Origin of the sequence: Trichlorobacter thiogenes, assembly GCF_900167465.1 — a bacterium.
GTDB classification, from domain to species: domain Bacteria; phylum Desulfobacterota; class Desulfuromonadia; order Geobacterales; family Pseudopelobacteraceae; genus Trichlorobacter; species Trichlorobacter thiogenes.
In genome coordinates, this window is record NZ_FUWR01000001.1 from 629,766 (window position 1) to 648,209 (window position 18,444).

Here is an 18,444-nt window from a genome sequence, read left to right on the forward strand (position 1 = left end):
CAAATCTACCTGGTCCTCAACCCGATATCAAATATTGTCCGATTTGCAAGGGAGAGGTCGAGAACGTACCTCGCAGTAAAATGAGATCAAAAGGTTATACAAGAAGAGATGGTACCGTTTCTGATCATACCCATACATACGATTGCAAATCATGCAGCACGAGGTTTGAGATAAATCAGGACAGGTAATGACGTAATAACAATTGCTATAACTAGCGGAGGCATAAAGTATGGCTGACAAAATGTATTCGGAACTTATTGAGAGCTTTATTTCAAATTATGCTCCGCCGGAACGTATTGCCGCACGAAAAGACGCAGAGAAAGAAGCACGGGACCTTATTGCAGAAAATCTCGGTCATTTATCAAAGGACCAACTTTCTCAGTTTTTCAAAGTTGCGGACCGTGACTATGAAAATGGTAGTTTGAAAGAGGGTCGTTATGGCATCACATTTTTGGGTAATAATAGGAAGCTCATTGCTGAACAACCTGAAACTGTAAATAAATGGATCAAGGAATTATGGGAAGTTTCAGAAGCAAAGGCTTACAGTCTTGTTGATCAGTTTTTGAAAGAAAAGCCCATCAAGGGAGCTGGAGGTGGGTTTCCTTCATTTATTCTTTATTTGCGCGACCCCGATTTATTCAATATTTGGATTAAAGTCATGATTGGCGGGATAAATGTTGTAACAGACGAAGTTCTCGCACATGATTACAAATCCTACAATTCTGCCGTAAACAGTTTCAGGGAAACTTACCACCTTGAACCTCAAACATTGGACATTGTCTTAACTCTCATTGGTCGAGAAAACACGCCCGTTCCTGAGACTAAATCAGAAGATACAATTTCGGCCGATTATTTATTTTCAACTGCGAGTTTTGAATTGCTGGATAAATTACATGCAGCGCCTGTAGCAGTCACTTATCATGCGAACAAAGAAAATTTCAAAAAATTAGTCGAGTTCCCTCTCCAGTCCCTTCTAAAGGAAGTTGTCACACATCTCCCATGCAAAATGATTTCCAAAATGGAAACAGAGAAGAAGATTTTTGCACGGATATTGAAAAACGATTATGGAAAGGGAGGAGCTTGGGATTTTTATTGGGGAGCGCTCTTTCCAAAAGGTGGCGAAAGAACCACCGATGCACAATTGTTTGTCTGGATGGATCATGAAAGCCTCGAAGCAGGCTTTTACATGGGAGAACATGGAAAGGAACAAAAAGAACGTTTCTTAAAGAATGCGGGGCTTTTCGGGAAAGATATTGGAAAATTATTGGATGCTCAAACCAGGGACAAGTCTCTGTCGTTAGGTGGTGAGGATAGATTGTTTAGTGGCAATGACCTCACATTTGAGCAATGGCTAAAAGAAGTTTCAACCACGAGTATGAGAGCTGGTGTATCAATTAAAAGGGCTGAAGTGTTGACAAGCAGCAGGAATGAGCTCGTTAACAGAATATCAATTCTATTTAAGCAACTTTTCCCATTAGTTCTAATGGCAACCACAGAAAATCCCATGAGTGAAGTTGATGATTACGTTGACGACAAAGTATCCAAACCACCAATACTACCGGTTTTAGATAGCCCTAGTTACAATATAGACGATGCAATGGCGGAGGTTTTTATAGAGGAGTCTGGGTTTCAGGAAATCCTGGACCTTATTCAATACAAGAAAAACATCATTCTCCAAGGACCGCCGGGTGTAGGAAAAACCTTCATTGCCAAAAGATTGGCCTATGCAATGATGGGCGTAAAGGATGCGAGTCGGGTCGAGATGATTCAATTCCATCAATCTTACTCCTACGAAGATTTTATCCAGGGATATCGCCCCAATGGTGATGGAGGGTTTGAGCTTAAAAATGGCATCTTTTATGATTTCTGCCGTCGTGCCCAAGAGGACGATCTACGTGATTACTTCTTCATTATTGATGAAATCAATCGCGGCAACCTGAGCAAGATTTTTGGTGAATTGCTCATGCTGATTGAGTCTGACAAACGAGATAAGTCATTTGCAATGCCACTTACATACTCGCGCACCGCTGCCGACCGGTTTTACATCCCAAAGAATCTTCATTTTATCGGCACTATGAACACTGCTGATCGTTCCTTGGCGATTGTTGATTATGCTCTCCGACGTCGGTTCAGCTTTGTCGATCTCAAGCCTAATTTTGGCGATAAATTCTCCGAACACCTTGAATCGAAAGATGTTCCAAAAGATCTGATAAAGCGGATTATTGACAAGATAAACCAACTCAATAGCGATATTTCCAGCGACCAGAAGAATTTGGGGGCAGGATTCTGCATCGGGCACAGCTTTTTCTGTCCAAATGGAGGAATTGCCAAATATGATCAGGTATGGTTTGAAATGATCATAAAACGGGAAATTGCTCCTCTTGTTCGCGAATACTGGTTTGACGATGAAAATAAGGCTCAGCAAAAAATAGCGGGATTGCTGTCCGTCTGATCATGCATATTCCGATTCAAAATATTTATTACCTCCTCTGCTACGCCTGGAACAAGCTAGAAGAACGAGACATTGTTGATGTTCCGGTAGAAGACTGCGCTAACATTGTCGATCTATTGGCAAAGGTATTGATCGGAGCGACAACGCATCTGTTGAAGCGGGGCCTGGATCGGGGTTATATCGAACATCATGAGGATCGCCCATCCCTGAGAGGGAAGGTGCTCTTTAACCCCTCTCTCAGGCGCACCCTTTTTCATCAGGGCAAGGCTCATTGCCACTTCGATGATCTGCACTACAACGTTCTTCATAACCAGATACTGAAAACCATCATTCACCGCCTCATCTTGGAGAAAAGCCTTGATTCTGACTTAAAAGAACAGCTGGTAGGTATTTACCGCAGATTTCATGGTATTGATGAAATAGAGCTCGGTGGTAAAACCTTTAGATCTGTTCACCTCCACAGAAACAACTACTTTTATGACTTCCCAATGAAGGTTTGTGAACTGGTATACGAAAATCTTCTTGTCGGAGATAGGGCTGGAGACGCACGTTTCCGGGATTTTTTACGAGACAAGAAGATGTGGCAATTGTTCCAGGAGTTTGTCCGTAATTTCTACCGGCGCGAGCTGCCAGGATTTAAAGTTACTGCCGGCGGGATTCCATGGAGAGGGCATGGGTTGTCGGATCGCGCTACAGCATCGCTTCCCAGGATGAATACCGACATTACATTAGTGTCTGGAGATAGAAAGATCATAATTGACACGAAGTTCTACAAACAGGCATTAGTGACCCACCACAGCAAAGAGATGGTGAGGCCAGATCATTTATACCAATTGTTTGCCTACATCAAGAATGCGGCTGGTAATGATGCGCCTCACCTTTATGAAGGAATGCTGTTGTATCCGTCGGTTGTCGAGGATCTTGAACTCCAGTATGAGATTCACGGCCATAGGATGAGTGTACGGTCGATCAATCTGAATCAGGGCTGGAAGGATATCCATAATAGTTTATTATCGTTCGTAATTTAACACCGGTTGATGGAGATGTTATGGCACGAAAGAGGACCAGTCCATTTGAAGATATGATTCTGATCGTCAGCAAATTGCCGTGGTGGGCTGGTCTTGCCTTATCATTGGTGTCATACATGGTTCTGCATGCAATTGCCTCGCGTCCAGTCATGCCATCTGCCGCTACGCCTGGTCAGATGGGTGATGCAGTTGCAAAGAGCCTTTTTACAACCATGGCTATGTTTGGCCAGTTTGTACTTCCAATTGCTTTTGGCTTCGGGGCTCTTCTTTCAGGAATTTCGGCACTACGCCAGAAGAAGCTCTACGATAACGTGGCGACTCGACCTGGTGTTGCTGCTTTGAACGAGATGAGCTGGGCTGATTTTGAACGCCTGGTGAGTGAATATTACCGGCGCAATGGATTTCAGGTGACACGTGAGGGTGGCAACGGTCCTGATGGAGGCATTGACCTGGTTCTCCGGCAGAAAAGTGAAACGTATCTTGTCCAATGCAAACAGTGGAAGGCCTACAAGGTTGGGGTGCAACCGGTGCGGGAGTTTTATGGTGTGATGACAGCGCGTGGTGTTGCTGGTGGATACTTCGTGACGTCCGGAGAGTACACCGGCGAGGCGAAAACATTTGCCTATGGACTCAATATCACTCTCATCGACGGTCGCAAGTTACGCGAGATGATAGATGTTGCCAGCAAAACGGTTGCAGTATCAGCACCATCACAACCAGCAGTGACACCGCCTGTTTGTCCAAAGTGTAGTGCAAAAATGAAAAAGCGCGTGGCACGCCAAGGTACTAATGCCGGCAAGGAATTCTGGGGTTGTGTCGCTTATCCTAAGTGTAACGGGACAGCTCCTCTATGATGCTTAAATATATTTACTAAATCTGCTTGGCAAGGTTATTTGCCCCGGAGAATTACGTAATAAGTCCTGTAGATAGGAAGCAATTATGATAGGTTATTTTCACAAGTCGTACGAAGGTGGGGATATTCATCCCATATTCTTGGTATTCTTTCAATTGATCAACTAAGCTTAGCATTTGGTATCCAAGTCTCACCATTTTCGTAGCCACCACATTCCCAAATTTTATTTCACTTGCCACAATTGATACGTGTAATACATTATAAATGTACTTTGTACATTTTTAGTGGTTCTAGTAAATTATTGATGTATTTTGTACATATTTAATGTATAACCTGATTATGGATTATGAAACCTTTAAGGGATACGTGCGTAAATCGGGCTTGGAACTCAAAGAGTTTGCCGGGCTTATTGGCATGAATCATAAGTCTGTTTCTAACTATTCAAAACTTGGTGAGGTTCCGAAACACGTCGCGATTATTGTTTTTATGATGGTTGAGCTGGGGCGGCTTGATGTAGACATAATGGTTCTATTTGCCAAGTTGGAGAAGACGGAGCAACAGGTTCGTAAACAGCGAAAAAATGCATCTCGTATGAAACCGCTGTGCGGACAAAAAATAATAAATGTATGATAACGAAGCTTAGGAACCTACCTAGTCATTTCATCGGAGACGAGACCGGTTAAATTGAGGCGACCCATTCTCAATTATTGTAATACCTCTGAAATCAATAAATATTCCGGAACAAATGAGGAGGCTCTGCCATGAATAAAAAGAACTGTACTGAAATGAACACCTGTTTAAATGATACTTCTGACGCCAAGTCTCTTGTTGTTGAACCAGAAATTAGTTTTTACCGCTCAAATGAAAAACCTTATGGAGTATTCAGCAACCTTTATAAGAGAACTATTATTTTTGAGGGTCGAGAATATCTTACATCAGAACATGCATACCAAGCTGGTAAGGCCAGGAAAGAGGAAGTAAAGGAGTGGATTTTAAGCGCGCCGTCTCCTGCATTAGTTGCTATGGCGGCCCATGGACTATACTCTTGGGACATCGTATCTGACTGGTCTGCCATCAAATTTGATAGAATGCGCCAGGTACTTCGTGTTAAATTTACCCAGCATGAAGACTTGCGCGAGCTACTTCTTTCAACTGGTGAATCTCGTTTAGTTGAAGCTGGCAAGACAGACAACCCAGTTAACCGACTTTGGGGCGAAGTAAATGGGAAGGGTAAAAACATGCTTGGTGTGCTTTTAATGGAACTGCGCGAGGAATTACGTAGAGAAGGTCAATCAAAAAAACTTATACCATTTAAGCGGGCTAAGTCCGTACAAAAACGCACACCAGAATTCGTTGAATATAAATCTGAATCCGTCTTTAATGTGAGTGCCCGTTGAATTATTATGAGACAGAGCTTGAGAGGCTCAACACAACATATTTAGAAGCATTAACTGCTGATGTTGGTGAACTCAAAAAAGCGATTGCTGGAGCCAGCAACTTGAGCATAATTGGTGTCGGCTCGGGTGGGTCGTTCACAGTTGCATCATTATTATGTAACCTACATGAGGCGTACACAGGAAGAGTTTCGCGACCATCGACGCCACTTGAGATCATCTGTAATCCTACTCTTTCATCAGCAAGCCCTGTTTTCTTAATATCTGCCGAGGGCAAAAACCCTGACATCATAGAAGCTTTACTTCGTGCAAGAAGTCACAGTGCCAGAAGTGTACACGTTCTTACTAACCGCCAAGACAGTCCTTTAACCCAGTCAATCGCAAAACTGACCGATATAAACACGCACGTATTTAACCTTACACAAAAAGATGGGTATCTAGCAACTAATAGCCTTCTTATGGATGCAGTACTTGTAGCGCGAGCCTATGGCGAATTGGACGGCCAGAAGGACCAATTTCCTTTAAACGTTTGTGACCTCACATTAAATGGGCAACCCATTCAGGATTGGCTTGATACTACGGATGAGTTTGTAAAGGAAGTCGTGAGCCGTGGAAATGTAATAGTCACTTACTCTCCTTTACTGACTTCTATTGCTGCTGATCTAGAATCTAAGCTTGCTGAGGCAGCCCTACTGCATTGCCAGCTAGCTGACATAAGATCATTTGCACACGGACGGCATCTGTGGCTGGCTGAACGCTCATCGGACTGTGCCATTCTTGCTCTCGTGGAACCGTCTCTAGAAGGGTTATGGTCGCACATGCGAACAATGTTACCTTCTACAATCCCCACTCTGACAATGTCGACGGGAAGCGGGGCACCATGGGATTTGATTGCGGGGTTGGTAGCGCAAATGTATCTTGTATCTCGCATTGCAAGAGAAATTGGAAAAGATCCAGGACGGCCTACTGTGCCACAGTTCGGGCGAGACTTATATTACGCCGATTTACATAAGTTTATACCAAAGCCAATAGAATCAGATGATCGTGGTGAACGTTCTAAGTATGAAGTTCTTGGTGCTCGGTGGCCGTCCAAATTTCGTTACGGCTCTATGAGGCGAAATCTCAACGCATATAAAATTGAACTTGAGCGCCAGAAATTTAAAGCCATTGTGTTTGACTATGATGGTACACTTTGCACTTCGCAACGTAAAGATGCGCCTCCACCCGAATCTATATTGAATCAATTGACGCGTCTAGCAGACGCAGGAATTATAGTTGGCATAGCATCGGGCCGAGGAGGGTCAATTCAGGAACACCTGAGAAATGTATTACCAAAAAACGTGTGGCCTCAATTCAAATTAGGACTATACAATGGGGGATGGATTACAAGTATTGATGGACCAGAACCTTCGGGCAAAGACACAAGCGAATTTTTGAGCCATGTAACTCGAATAGTCAGAGGGCTCAAAAATTTTGGTGTACCAATAGAAACAATAAGAACGACTCAACCTTATCAAGTTAGCATACGTTTTCTAGAAGGAATCGCCACAGATCAAATGTGGTTTGTGATTGCCGATGCTCTGCGACATGCCGGGCTCGATCTCTCAAGAATGGTACGAAGCAAACATTCAGTAGATGTTTTAGCTGGTGGCGTAGGGAAGTCACGCTTGATCGCCCAAATCATTCAGGAAAGTAAAATAGACCCTTATCATATTTTAACTATGGGTGACCAAGGTGCTTGGCCGGGCAATGATTCAGCACTACTCGAACACAAATTCTCGTTAAGCGTAGACCTGCCGTCACGTAGAATTGACCGGGGGTGGAAGCTTTCTCCACCACATAAGAGAGATGTAGATGCAACCATATGGTATTTAGAGCGTATTCAGTTATTACCTGAAAGTACTTTTTCTATTTGTATTACCGACAATATTATTTCTGAAACCGATCGTGAACCGGTATGAATGATCAAAATGCACAACAGTTATTAGCAAAAGTAATGGGTTGGGATGATCCAAGTGTAGTCCAAGAGCACGTCCCTAACTTGCAATTGTTAGCAGATTATAAGTATGACCATTACCAACGGTTTGGTCCGGGGAGAAGATTTGTTGAGAGTTTAGCGCATTGGCTTAAACAATTTGACACGCATGATCGTTCAACGGCCCTAAAACTTGTTATGGAGAGGCTAATTTATATATCAGAAGGTGAACTTTCTCATCTTGTACAAACTGCTTATCCAGATTGGATTATTCAAGAACGCATTCGACTTGTTGCAGAAGAGAAAGACATTCCTGTTCATTGTATTGGCAAAATTGTAAATGATAGACGTTTTATTGAGTTGGGGATTAAATCTCTATATTTGGGTCTCAGCGACGGAGCCAGAACCAACGAAATCAGGCGCGCAAGTGATGGCGACATTAGTAATGAACAAATTTGGCAGGCATACGAACTTGGTGAGGGAAAAGCCAAAGAAATGGTCGAAGAATTAACCAGCTCCTTATCTAAGGCTGAGTTCAAATCAGCCAACCCAAGGTTCAATATGATCTGGTTGCTCGATGATTTTTCCGGAAGTGGGAACACCTACATCCGTTTCGACAATGTAAGCCAAAAGTTCAAAGGGAAAATAAAGAAAATTTATGAAAGATTGCACAAAGGGGACCTCATTGATACATCCCACTATGAGGTATATTTATTGTTGTATGTTGCAACACGTCAAGCAGTAGACCATATTGAATACTGGGCAGAACAATTCACATCAGAGAATGGTTATAACCCGCTCCAAGTACGAGTTTTGTGCGTAATTGAACCAGAAGTTTCGTTTATGAGTAATACAGATACAGAATTGCAGGATTTGATTAGTAATGAGGCTTACTGTGACAGCAGGGCGTCTGACAAACACTTTAGAGTAGGAGGAACTACCGACCTACGTTGGGGATTTGCTGGCTGTGCACTCCCGATTGTCCTGTCTCATAACACTCCAAATAACTCCATATATATTTTGTGGGGACCTGAAACATTTAATTTTCATGGTCTCTTCCCACGGGTAAGCCGTCACCGAGAATTCTAATGACATATAGAGCAAATCCATTTCTTGAGCGCATGTCTGAGCGCACTACTTCCGACCAAGACTTCGTACGGTTATTTTCGCCTAAAATTCTTGAGCGATTGCCTGAAGATGCATTTGTAGGAGCCGTTCACATTTTCAGAAGTCCACCAGGCGGTGGTAAGACAACATTGTTGCGTGCCTTTACCCCAACAGCATTACGTGCATTTTGGAATTCACGAAAACTGTCTGAAATGAATGAAGCCTTCCAGCGTCTAATTTCACGGAAGGTATTGGATGAAAGTGAAGGCCCACAACTGCTCGGGGTTTACCTTTCATGTGCTTCTGGTTATGCAGACTTACCACCAGGGGCGGCTTTTGCACAAGAGGGCTTATTGCGTGCGTTACTTGATTGCAGAATTGTTCTTCGTACTTTGCGGAATCTGCAATCTTTTCTGGGATTTGCTTCAATTGAACAATTGGACACTATAAAGATCGAATATGATGAACCTGCCTTAGATATTAAGTCGATCCCCTTGGCTGGTACTGCAAAAGAGCTTGTTCTATGGGCAGAGCAACATGAGCGCTACGTATATGCCCAGCTAGATGCGCTCGAATCCCCCCCTAGCGGCGAGACACCTGCCCACGTACGTTTTGAAGGTATACTGTGGCTTCAGGGAATACGGTTTATTCGAGACGGGAAAAATATAGCGCCGCAACGATTGTTGATGATTGATGATCTTCATAAACTTCGTCGTAAGCAGCGAGAACTTCTCATTGAAGAACTAACTGAATTAAGGCCAAGAATACCAATCTGGCTTTCTGAACGTAATATCGCACTTGGTTCGGAATTGTTATCTCAAGGCGCACGTGAAGGTCGCGATTTACGTCATTATGACCTTGAGGAATTGTGGAATTCAGGACGAGGATACCAATTTGCAGCTTATGCACAAAATATTCTCGAAAGACGATTATCCGCTCAAGACGTTATCCCTAAAGGTAATTTTGCGCAATATTTACGTTCAGAATTTCACCCTGATGAAATGCATGCGGAGATTGTTCAGGGGGCTGAAAAATTTAAGGCACAAACGCTGCGACACCGCAACAACACCCAATATACGGATTGGTTAAAAAGAGCCGATGAATGTATTTCAGAGGCGAGCATCGACTCTCTTCGAGAGCTTTATACAACTCTTATCCTTATTGTTCGCAACGAAGGAAAACGTCAGTTATCGCTTGAATTGATGCCACTTTCTTCAGAAGAGCTTGAGGGTCGTGACAGTTCACAAGTTCAAGGTGCTGCAGAGATATTCATACATGATGATCTGAAAATTCCTTATTACTTTGGGATAGACCGCTTATATGCTATGGCAACAAATAATGTAGAAGAATTGCTAGGGCTTGCGGCGGCACTTTATGAAGGCCTACAAGCTAAACAAGTGTTAAGAAGGCCTGAACTCTTACTGTCACCACACGAGCAAGAAAAGCTTCTCAAGGAAGTTTCGAAAAGGAAGCGTGATTTTATACCGAAGTCACATACTGAAGGAAATAGAGCGCAAAGACTTCTTGACTCAATTGGTGTATTTTGTCGTGAAAAAACGTTTCAGCTTAATGCCCCATATGCCCCTGGTGTAACGGGGATAAGACTTTCAATAGCTGAGCTAGAAAAATTCCATAGGCCTCACGGTCTTTTGTTGGAACAAATTGCAGTGTTAAGAAACGTACTATCTGAAAGTGTTGCGGAGAATTTATTAGTTGCTCGCTCTAGTACAGCCAGTACATCCCGTGATGCTGGAACTGTTTTCTATTTAAATAGAACTTTGTGTGCTCACTATGGCCTACCGTTACAATTTGGCGGTTGGCAGGACGTCAAAATCGAAGAAATGATTGATTGGATGCAATATGGTCGGATGCCTGCCCGAAAAAAACTTTTGGAGACAACTTAATCATGCTCTGGAAACACTATGTATTTCGGCGAGGAGATGGGGTTCACGATCTGTGGGATCAATTATTCCAAGATCGTCCAGTTAGGTTGTTATATATTGCAGGTAGTGGGTTCGATGTTCGGGGGAAATCAGTTCTTTCTGAATTTTTACAAAACATCAGTTCTACAGGACGCACTGTTGAAAAAGCAGAGCTACTATTAGTAGGGTTAGAGGGTTACGAGCTAAATGACGAATTGAAAAAGCAAACTGAAAACAATAACCATGAAATGCTTGAACTATTCAAAGAAATTGGGGAAGTAAAGAGTGTCAACATTGGGTCGCAATCATCAGATGAGGATGATCTTAGTGCCAACAATGCACTGAGATACGGCACTGTTGCGGTGCTCTCTCATATAACGGACCAAACAGATATTATACTAGATGTTAGTTCATTGCCCCGCGTTGTTTACTTGTCATTAATGACTAACATTCTTAGAAAGCTGATCGTTGACAAAAACGCCCCTAATGCGCTTTGGGCAAATGGTATAAACTTTCAAATACTGGTGGGAGAAGATGCAACTCTTGACAGTAAGATACTGTCAGAAGACCCAAGTAACGATTTGGTGTTGATCCCCGGTTTCTCTAGCGCTCTACACGCTGAGAGTGTACAAGATTGGCCCCTCGTTTGGTTTCCTATACTTGGTGAAAATCGTGTTAGCCATTTTGATAAAGTCATGAGGTCATTAATTCCAGATTCTGCCGAGATATGCCCAGTTGTACCCCATCCCTCTAGCGATCCTCGAAGAGGAGACAGGTTGCTAGTGGAATACAGACGCCCATTGTTTGCAGCAAGACAGACACCTACAAATAATATCCTCTATGCGCACGAAAGCCATCCTTTTGAAGCCTACCGTCAACTTCTTCTGGCAATGCAACGATATCGTGAAAGCCTAACACTGCTTGGTGGTTGTTGTCTTGTTGTGACACCACTGGCTAGTAAACTTATTACAATCGGATCAGGGTTGGCATGTTTTGAAATGAGACCAACTGAAATGACAGCAGATTATGGAGTTGCCATTCCATGCGCAGAGCCTAAAAGATATATAGCTTCTATCGAAGATCTTCACACATCGAAACCAGAGATCACAGTGTTGTTACTTACTGGAGAAGCCTATCTGTCGACTTGAAATAACATTTGGAACCACAATAAATACTATTTACTTATTTTTATTCTGATTGCTTAATTGAGTTCATCCCCTTCATCACATTCCGGATATTAAAAAATATATTGTTAATTTTAAATATCTTTCCGTTCCACCTTCCCCCCCGATAGATATACATAATAGAAGCATAAATTCCTACTGACTCAGGGATGCTAATGCAGATCATAACGAGATTCACCGGATTTTCTCGGTGTCAACTCGTCCTGATCAACCCTTCAATGAATCGACGACGGATCTACTTTCTGGAGATCTGCCAGGGACTCTTTCATGTCGTGCTGTTCAGGGCATGGGGAAGGATTGGGTATCGGGTGCGCTGTAAAGAGGAATGGTACCCCAAGATTGAGGATGCCGTTAAGGAGGCTAATCGTCTTTATCGCGAGAAGACACGGAAGGGGTACCAGGAGACGAATCACTACTGAGGAGTCTACATTTTGTGCATTTTGTTGAAGCCAGTGGAACCTCGGCAAGTTGCTCAAACCTCTCCACAGAATCATGGCCGGTTCTTAACGAGACCTATGAAAAACCTTTGCTCGATTATTGTCCTCCTTCGACAAACATCGGAGAGCAGGAGAGCAGCAGAAGATAACTATACATTTCCCCAATTATGTATAGGTATTCCGCCTAGAAAAGCAGCCAACTGACTGGCCGGTTTTACGTCACACTTCGACAGAAAATTACAAGGGGGGTCAGGTTGTCAAAGATCACGGAACGCGCTCTCAGCAAAGCATGTATTTCAGCAAACAACAATCAGCTCAAATTCTGGGACTCGGGTCTGAAGGTCGAGCGAACCGGGACCGGGTTCACCGTTAACCGTCTTTATCGACGCCCACGGCCAGACCGGGTGCCAAGTTTATCGCTCTACCATGGTCCCCCTCGGGAAGTCATGGCATTCATCAACGGGTTTATCAGCGCCGTAGCGCAAACTTCCATGATCAGCAACGAATCGGAGAATTCGCATGAATAATGATATCATCCCGACCGGTGGCCCCCATTCGGCACTGATCTCCAGCCAGATTCCGGACAACCTGCCAGCGGATCTTGAAGCCGCAGTACGAAACTGGCTGGAACGTGAAGTTGCCCTGGGTGATCCACGCGAAGACACGATAAAAACCTACACGTCCCACCTCAACCATTGGCTCCGCTGGTGTAACGCCCGTGGCGTCACTCCGGCTGCCATGACCCAGGCCGATGTGGAGAGCTTTCGCCACGAACTCATCCAGGCCGGCATGAAAGCATCGTCAATCGCGGTAAAGCTGACCGTCATCAGACGATTTTACCAGGTCGCCATGAACCGGGGTTTGATCACCATCAATCCGGCGGCCAATGTTCGCCCCCCTGTCGCACGGGAAGCTAAATCTGAGCAAAAGCATCTCACCGCCGGCCAGGCGGAACTGTTAATCATGCACCTTCCCGAACTTGGCAGCATCAAAGGGTTGCGCGACCGGGCCATCATTGCCCTTATGCTGCTCGAAGGGCTCCGGCGTGTCGAAATCAAACGGGCCAACGTCGAAGACATTGAAGAAGTCGAGGGCGGTGTGCGCATTCTGGTCCACGGCAAACGCAAAGACGGTTATATCTACCCCCGGGAAGATACAGTGGCCGCCATCCGGGCCTACCTTGCTGCCAGGGGTGAGGTTGCCGTCGAGGAAACTACCATTCATCACCGGCAAGCGTTCGTTACGCCAATGTTTCTCAGCGTGCGCAAGAATGGCCGAGGCAGGGGTCGGATATCGCGTATCGGCCTCAATAGTGTCATTGACGGCTACCTGAGCAAAGCGGGTCTGAAACGGAAACGGGTTTCCTGCCATGCCCTGCGGCACACCTGCGGCACAATGCTATACGATGTCACCAAGGATATCCGGGCCGTCCAGGATACGTTACGCCATGAGGACATCAGCACCAGCGCCATCTATGCCGCCAGTGGCCGGGAGCATAAACGCTTCACCAGAAAAATTCCTCTGGCAATAACTACGGCGCCGACACCGCCGGTTGATGATTCATGCATACCATCCGCTCCTGACCAGGAGACAGAGGAGTCGCCATGATTCTCTGGGACCATGAAGGCAAGCCCGTTGTCTGTGATCACAAGGATCTCACCCCTGGAGTGCTAACCATGATTTCCGGGATAAGCGACCGCTTCGATCGCGGAGTCTGCCCTTTTTGTAACAGAAGCTATTCACAGGAATTGTCATGCCATCACCTGCGCAACATATTGGTTGTCGAAGGAGACGCCTATTGGCACCGCACCTTCATCAACATATCGGGCACTCGGTTCCTGTCAGTCAGCAATGATGACGGACTCAATGGCCCGGCGGTTCAACATTGTGAAACCTGCACCTCGCCCCAGCAGAAGGTCGGCATGATTCATGTGAGGTTCACCGAGGAAGACGATCCGCGCATTCGGGTTGTATCCTATTGTTCCGATGTCTGCGCCTCCGTGCATTGGCAACTCGACTTGAAAAGAACCCGAGAGAAACAATTCGTTCAGCAATGGCTCCAGGACAGCAGCGTTCAAACTCATATCTGACGACGCCGTTGGTCGACCCGCTTCTGCAAGATGAATCCTGCCCAGTTCTCAACCGGCATGGTTTCCATGGCGTCCTGATTTATCCCCAACTCGGCTGTGTTCAACTGCACAATCCGGACTGTCATCTCCCATCCAGCCATACCAGACCCAAAAGGTTTATCCGCCGCAGACACCAGCGGCAGGATCTCGGTAATGCCAGACTTCACCGCTTGGTCAGCCATGCGAATCCTGGTTGAGTCCCGAAGTTCGTTCCAGTTGTTCGCGTTGGTGTGCAACTGTTCAGTTCCAGCTTTTTGAAGATTTGCAGATCAACAGCAAAAGCACTGCGCAGTTCGCTACCCCACCGCGAACCAAAATGTTGTGGCAGATGGCATACTCAACACAATCAAATCTCCTTACGCTGGCTCAAAAACGGCGTGGCATAACTTAAGAATTCCAGGTGAGGCGTTCTCTGCTCTTGCCATCGGTACGGATTGGATGGTGGCATTTCCCGATAATCGCTCGACGTCAGTACAAGCCGTCGCTTGGCACGTGATACTCCAACAAAGAAGGCGCACCGCTCAGCATCTGCGTCACCCCAGAATGTCTGATTTTCAACGCCTAGGATAATCACAGAATCGAACTCTAATCCCTTGCTCTTATGAACGGTCAGTATTCGTACGGTTTGGTCATCGGAAAAACGCTCCAGGGCTTTGGGCAAGTTGGGATCATTTTTAAGAATTTCTTCAATTTTAGTCTTGGTTTCTTGGGTGATTTCCACGAGCCGAGTATGAGATTCGTAGTCTGGCGAAAGCGCAACCAGTGCTTCAATGCCAATTTTATCCAGAAAGCTACATACATAACCCCACCAATCTGAGGACTTTTCATCAATCAACTCAGCGGTTGAAACACTTTTTCGCTGCGCCTTGATAAAGCGCTGGAAATCCTGAAAAACGTCAGAGCGTACCTCATCACTGGCGAACGGAGTCAACTGATTCATCAGTCGAATCCATGCCTTGGGCTCTCGCCGACCATAAAGACAGGATAGATAATCGACAATGAGCCTTGCTGCCGGTTCCGTGGAGATGTCCTGCATTTGCTGCTCATTGCGGAAGGGAATGTTCCGACTCTCAAGTGCCGCCATCAGATGATTGGCATACAAGTCTAGCTGTTTGGAAACCAGAACGGCAATTTCGGAAAGCGGGATCTGCTTGGTTCTTGCCCATTCGGCAATCAAATCGGCCAAGTTTTCTGCCTCCTGCCGGCTGTTCTCGAAGTGCCAAGCGTATACTTCGCCTCCCACGCCTACAATTTGCTCATTTGGCATGACGGACGCAGGATCAAGTATGCGAATTATCTCGTTCTGAACGCGTAATAGACGTGGTTTGGAACGAAAGTTGCGGTACATGTTGAGTGGTATCGCCGTAAAGTCCGCAGTGAAAGTATCGAAGATGCCATCAAGGGCACCTGCCCAGCCCATGATTTTCTGTTTGGTGTCACCGACAGCTGTTAAGCGAATAGCCGTGCCTTGAAATGTAAGCTTCACTAGCTCGTATTGTAGGTCCGTGCAGTCTTGGAACTCGTCCAGGAAAATGTCGCTATATGTCTGACGAATTGAATTTCTGGCGAAAGGGGATATTTTGAGTATCTGAATTGCCAAGGGAACCAAGTCACCGAACTCGATCTGCTTTCGAGTCACTCTTCGGTCGCCTATTTTGTAGTCCACATCCAGAGCGTCAAGGCCAGTCAGTAACGGCCTAAAGCGATCAATAATTCGCTTGGCAAAGGCATGGAAGGTGTAGCTATCGAATCGGGATGCTAACTCTAGCCCGCAACGGCGCCGGACTCGCTCTTTCAGATTCTTACTGGCATCCACTTTGAAGGAAATTGCAAGAATCCGTTTTGGATAACGGCATCCTCCCGTGCGCAAGAGAAAGTCTGCGCGCTGCGCGAGCATTTCCGTCTTGCCCGCGCCTGGACCCGCCGTCAGCGCAAGGCAGCATTCAAGCTCTTTCACTGCACGTAGCGCGTTGGGTTCAAGCGTTAGCCCATCGGCAGGATGCCAAGCCTCACCCGCGATCACTCAGGTAACTCCGAGAGTTTTGCGATTACGGCGTCAGCCAGTCTGTCAAGGGACTCTGGCATGCTGTCGAGCAACCTCTTGTCGCTCAGTTGTGCCAGCGCTTCAATGTGAGCGGCAGGCTTACTGCCAAGCTTGAAGCGCTTGTGATATGTGCTGAAAAGCTCGAGCTCACCGTCACTATATTGGGCTGAGTCGTGATGACTGTCCCCCAATACCGCCTTCACTGTAGAGTCACTATTCGAATCCCTTTCGACGCAGTATTCGTTTGGGTAGGCCATAAGCATCGCGAAGTCGAGATCCATCGGATAGGAAAAGTAGACACCTCTCTCCTCAAGGACGTCAATATAGTTTTGATAGTTACGTACCAGGTACTCGTTAGATTTCCAATTTGGAATAGCAAAATCATTCGGAAGTGTGTTTTCAGGGCAATGTTCTGCCAATTGATCATTAACGTACTTGATCCGCCCCCAACCTCCTTGATATCTGGCCACGTCCAGATCAAGCAAAGTGATATAAGGAATCTTAAGTTTGGAAAGTAGGCGCCAAAAATGGTTAACGTGCCGGCCGCCCAGAGGCGCAATTGTCACCGCAAGCTCATCTACTGGCGCGCCTTTTGCGCGTAGAATCCTCGGTAACACGATTTCCTCGCTATCGCCCTCGCCCAATATTACGAGTCTGGAGAAGTAAATCTCTGGGAACGCCTGCACGGCTTCACGGACAAACTTATGGGCTTGGTCAGTCTTCTTGGGCAGGCAAATGCGCGTGATGCGGGTCGTTCGGTTTTTGCCGAGCCGCAGATATCGAATATGCTTGGGGTCAACACGATGGAGCATTGAAGGGGCATGCGTCGCAATCAGGGCTTGAGCGTCCTGATTGCTTGTCATGGAGACGAGCGTGGTGACTATTCGGCCCAGATAGTGTGGCGAAAGGCTGTTCTCTGGCTCTTCGATGGCTACCAGAGTGAATACCGGTGGGCGCAACCTTTCTGGGTTAAATGAGCCGTCTTCACCGCTTAGGGCGGCGCGTCCAATCGCTTGGGACGACAGTACAAGCGACAGGTAGAGCATTGATTTCTGGCCGTCGCTCAGCCTGGAATAGTCGACTAGATCCTCATTATGCCCAGGTGAGAAGGAGATGGATAGATGCCGTAGCAAGGCCTCAATTTCGGAGGCCACAAAGGTGATCTTGGGGTCAGTAAAGAAGCTACCTTTATGAAGGGTTCCCCATATCTCCTTTAAGCAATTACTAACGGTTGCAACAGACTTATTGGCCGCAAGAGTCTCGCTGATCTGGTCCGTGAGTCTCACAACATCCGCCCGCTCAGTATCCCAATTCACCGCACGTAGCAAACGGCCAAGCAACGCGCTGGCACCATATGCGATGTGGTCGGCAGGATCCCGCCGCGCTGGCAAATAGTGGACTTGCACATGGTTACGCTCCGCTCTGGTTACTTGCGCCACTGTCAATGGAGAACCATCAGCGTTGACATCCAGCACGTACACCAAAGTCTCTTCAATGTCACCATCCATACCCATACTGGCGTTGAGGCGATATCGAACTCGAGGAAGGGCTTTGGGATCGTCAAGGCGCATATGGCTGAAATGGGGGGCGACCGTTGAGTTGCTGTCTTCATCTTCTAGCTCGGGGAAATCGAAATCAGCCTCTATCCACAGGTGCCGCTCATCGGGCGATTCTTCTTCATTTTCATTGTATGGAACGTGGAAATCCGAACGCCGAATCCGCCGCAATGATGGATCAAATGCGAATAGACGACAAAGTGCCTGGAGAGCCGCCGTCTTACCAGAGCCGTTAGGGCCAATCAAATAAGTAATGTCATCAAGTGACAATTCTGTGGGGCCTGGTCCAAATGACTGAAAGTTAGACAGACGGATGATTTTTAGTTTCATGTGTGATGATCCTTACTGCTCTTGATTTTTTTA

Annotated in this window: 15 protein-coding genes; 12 read left to right on the plus strand and 3 right to left on the minus strand. The window is 45.9% G+C overall.

The annotated features are described in order from the left end of the window. Window positions 1-229: 229 nt before the first annotated feature. The 12 genes from B5D39_RS03055 (at window position 230) to B5D39_RS03115 (ending at window position 14,442) form a co-directional block, all read left to right on the plus strand. The gene (locus B5D39_RS03055) at window positions 230-2,452 is read left to right on the plus strand and encodes an AAA family ATPase (protein WP_078788911.1); all 2,223 of its coding nucleotides are present in this window, start codon (window positions 230-232) and stop codon (window positions 2,450-2,452) included. A 2-nt stretch (window positions 2,453-2,454) separates the two neighbouring features. Further along, complete coding sequence (locus B5D39_RS03060; protein WP_078788912.1) at window positions 2,455-3,480, plus strand: 5-methylcytosine restriction system specificity protein McrC; 1,026 nt, start codon at window positions 2,455-2,457, stop codon at window positions 3,478-3,480. A 20-nt stretch (window positions 3,481-3,500) separates the two neighbouring features. Next, window positions 3,501-4,334: a restriction endonuclease gene (locus tag B5D39_RS03065; RefSeq protein WP_078788913.1), complete on the plus strand. Its 834-nt coding sequence runs from the start codon at window positions 3,501-3,503 to the stop codon at window positions 4,332-4,334. A gap of 338 nt (window positions 4,335-4,672) precedes the next feature. Beyond that, the gene (locus tag B5D39_RS03070) at window positions 4,673-4,963 is read left to right on the plus strand and encodes an XRE family transcriptional regulator (protein ID WP_139366651.1); all 291 of its coding nucleotides are present in this window, start codon (window positions 4,673-4,675) and stop codon (window positions 4,961-4,963) included. 131 nt (window positions 4,964-5,094) lie between these two features. Then, window positions 5,095-5,730, plus strand: coding sequence for an NADAR family protein (locus B5D39_RS03075; protein WP_208610535.1), 636 nt, complete (start codon window positions 5,095-5,097; stop codon window positions 5,728-5,730). Next, window positions 5,727-7,688 (plus strand): HAD-IIB family hydrolase, encoded by a 1,962-nt coding sequence (locus B5D39_RS03080; protein WP_078788915.1) that lies wholly within the window; start codon window positions 5,727-5,729, stop codon window positions 7,686-7,688. Before B5D39_RS03075 ends, B5D39_RS03080 begins: the two co-directional genes overlap by 4 nt. After that, window positions 7,685-8,791, plus strand: coding sequence for a phosphoribosyltransferase-like protein (locus B5D39_RS03085; protein WP_078788916.1), 1,107 nt, complete (start codon window positions 7,685-7,687; stop codon window positions 8,789-8,791). Before B5D39_RS03080 ends, B5D39_RS03085 begins: the two co-directional genes overlap by 4 nt. Beyond that, the gene (locus B5D39_RS03090) at window positions 8,791-10,713 is read left to right on the plus strand and encodes an ORC-CDC6 family AAA ATPase (protein WP_078788917.1); all 1,923 of its coding nucleotides are present in this window, start codon (window positions 8,791-8,793) and stop codon (window positions 10,711-10,713) included. The genes B5D39_RS03085 and B5D39_RS03090 overlap by 1 nt, the downstream gene beginning before the upstream one ends. Window positions 10,714-10,715: 2 nt before the next feature. Next, the gene (locus B5D39_RS03095; RefSeq protein WP_078788918.1) at window positions 10,716-11,879 is read left to right on the plus strand and encodes a hypothetical protein; all 1,164 of its coding nucleotides are present in this window, start codon (window positions 10,716-10,718) and stop codon (window positions 11,877-11,879) included. A 191-nt stretch (window positions 11,880-12,070) separates the two neighbouring features. Then, a complete protein-coding gene (locus B5D39_RS03100; protein ID WP_078788919.1) occupies window positions 12,071-12,334 on the plus strand; it encodes a WGR domain-containing protein in 264 nt (87 codons plus the stop codon). 537 nt (window positions 12,335-12,871) lie between these two features. Beyond that, window positions 12,872-13,960 (plus strand): tyrosine-type recombinase/integrase, encoded by a 1,089-nt coding sequence (locus B5D39_RS03110; protein WP_078788920.1) that lies wholly within the window; start codon window positions 12,872-12,874, stop codon window positions 13,958-13,960. Continuing rightward, the gene (locus B5D39_RS03115) at window positions 13,957-14,442 is read left to right on the plus strand and encodes a hypothetical protein (protein WP_078788921.1); all 486 of its coding nucleotides are present in this window, start codon (window positions 13,957-13,959) and stop codon (window positions 14,440-14,442) included. Before B5D39_RS03110 ends, B5D39_RS03115 begins: the two co-directional genes overlap by 4 nt. Here B5D39_RS03115 and B5D39_RS03120 read toward each other — a convergent pair. The 3 genes from B5D39_RS03120 to B5D39_RS03130 form a co-directional block, all read right to left on the minus strand. Further along, entirely contained in the window at window positions 14,433-14,663 is a 231-nt protein-coding gene (locus B5D39_RS03120; protein WP_078788922.1) for a hypothetical protein, read from the minus strand. The genes B5D39_RS03115 and B5D39_RS03120 overlap by 10 nt on opposite strands. 164 nt (window positions 14,664-14,827) lie before the next feature. Then, window positions 14,828-16,504 (minus strand): UvrD-helicase domain-containing protein, encoded by a 1,677-nt coding sequence (locus B5D39_RS03125; protein ID WP_078788923.1) that lies wholly within the window; start codon window positions 16,502-16,504, stop codon window positions 14,828-14,830. Beyond that, entirely contained in the window at window positions 16,501-18,411 is a 1,911-nt protein-coding gene (locus B5D39_RS03130) for an ATP-dependent nuclease (RefSeq protein WP_078788924.1), read from the minus strand. The genes B5D39_RS03125 and B5D39_RS03130 overlap by 4 nt, the downstream gene beginning before the upstream one ends. Between the last annotated feature and the right edge of the window lie 33 nt (window positions 18,412-18,444).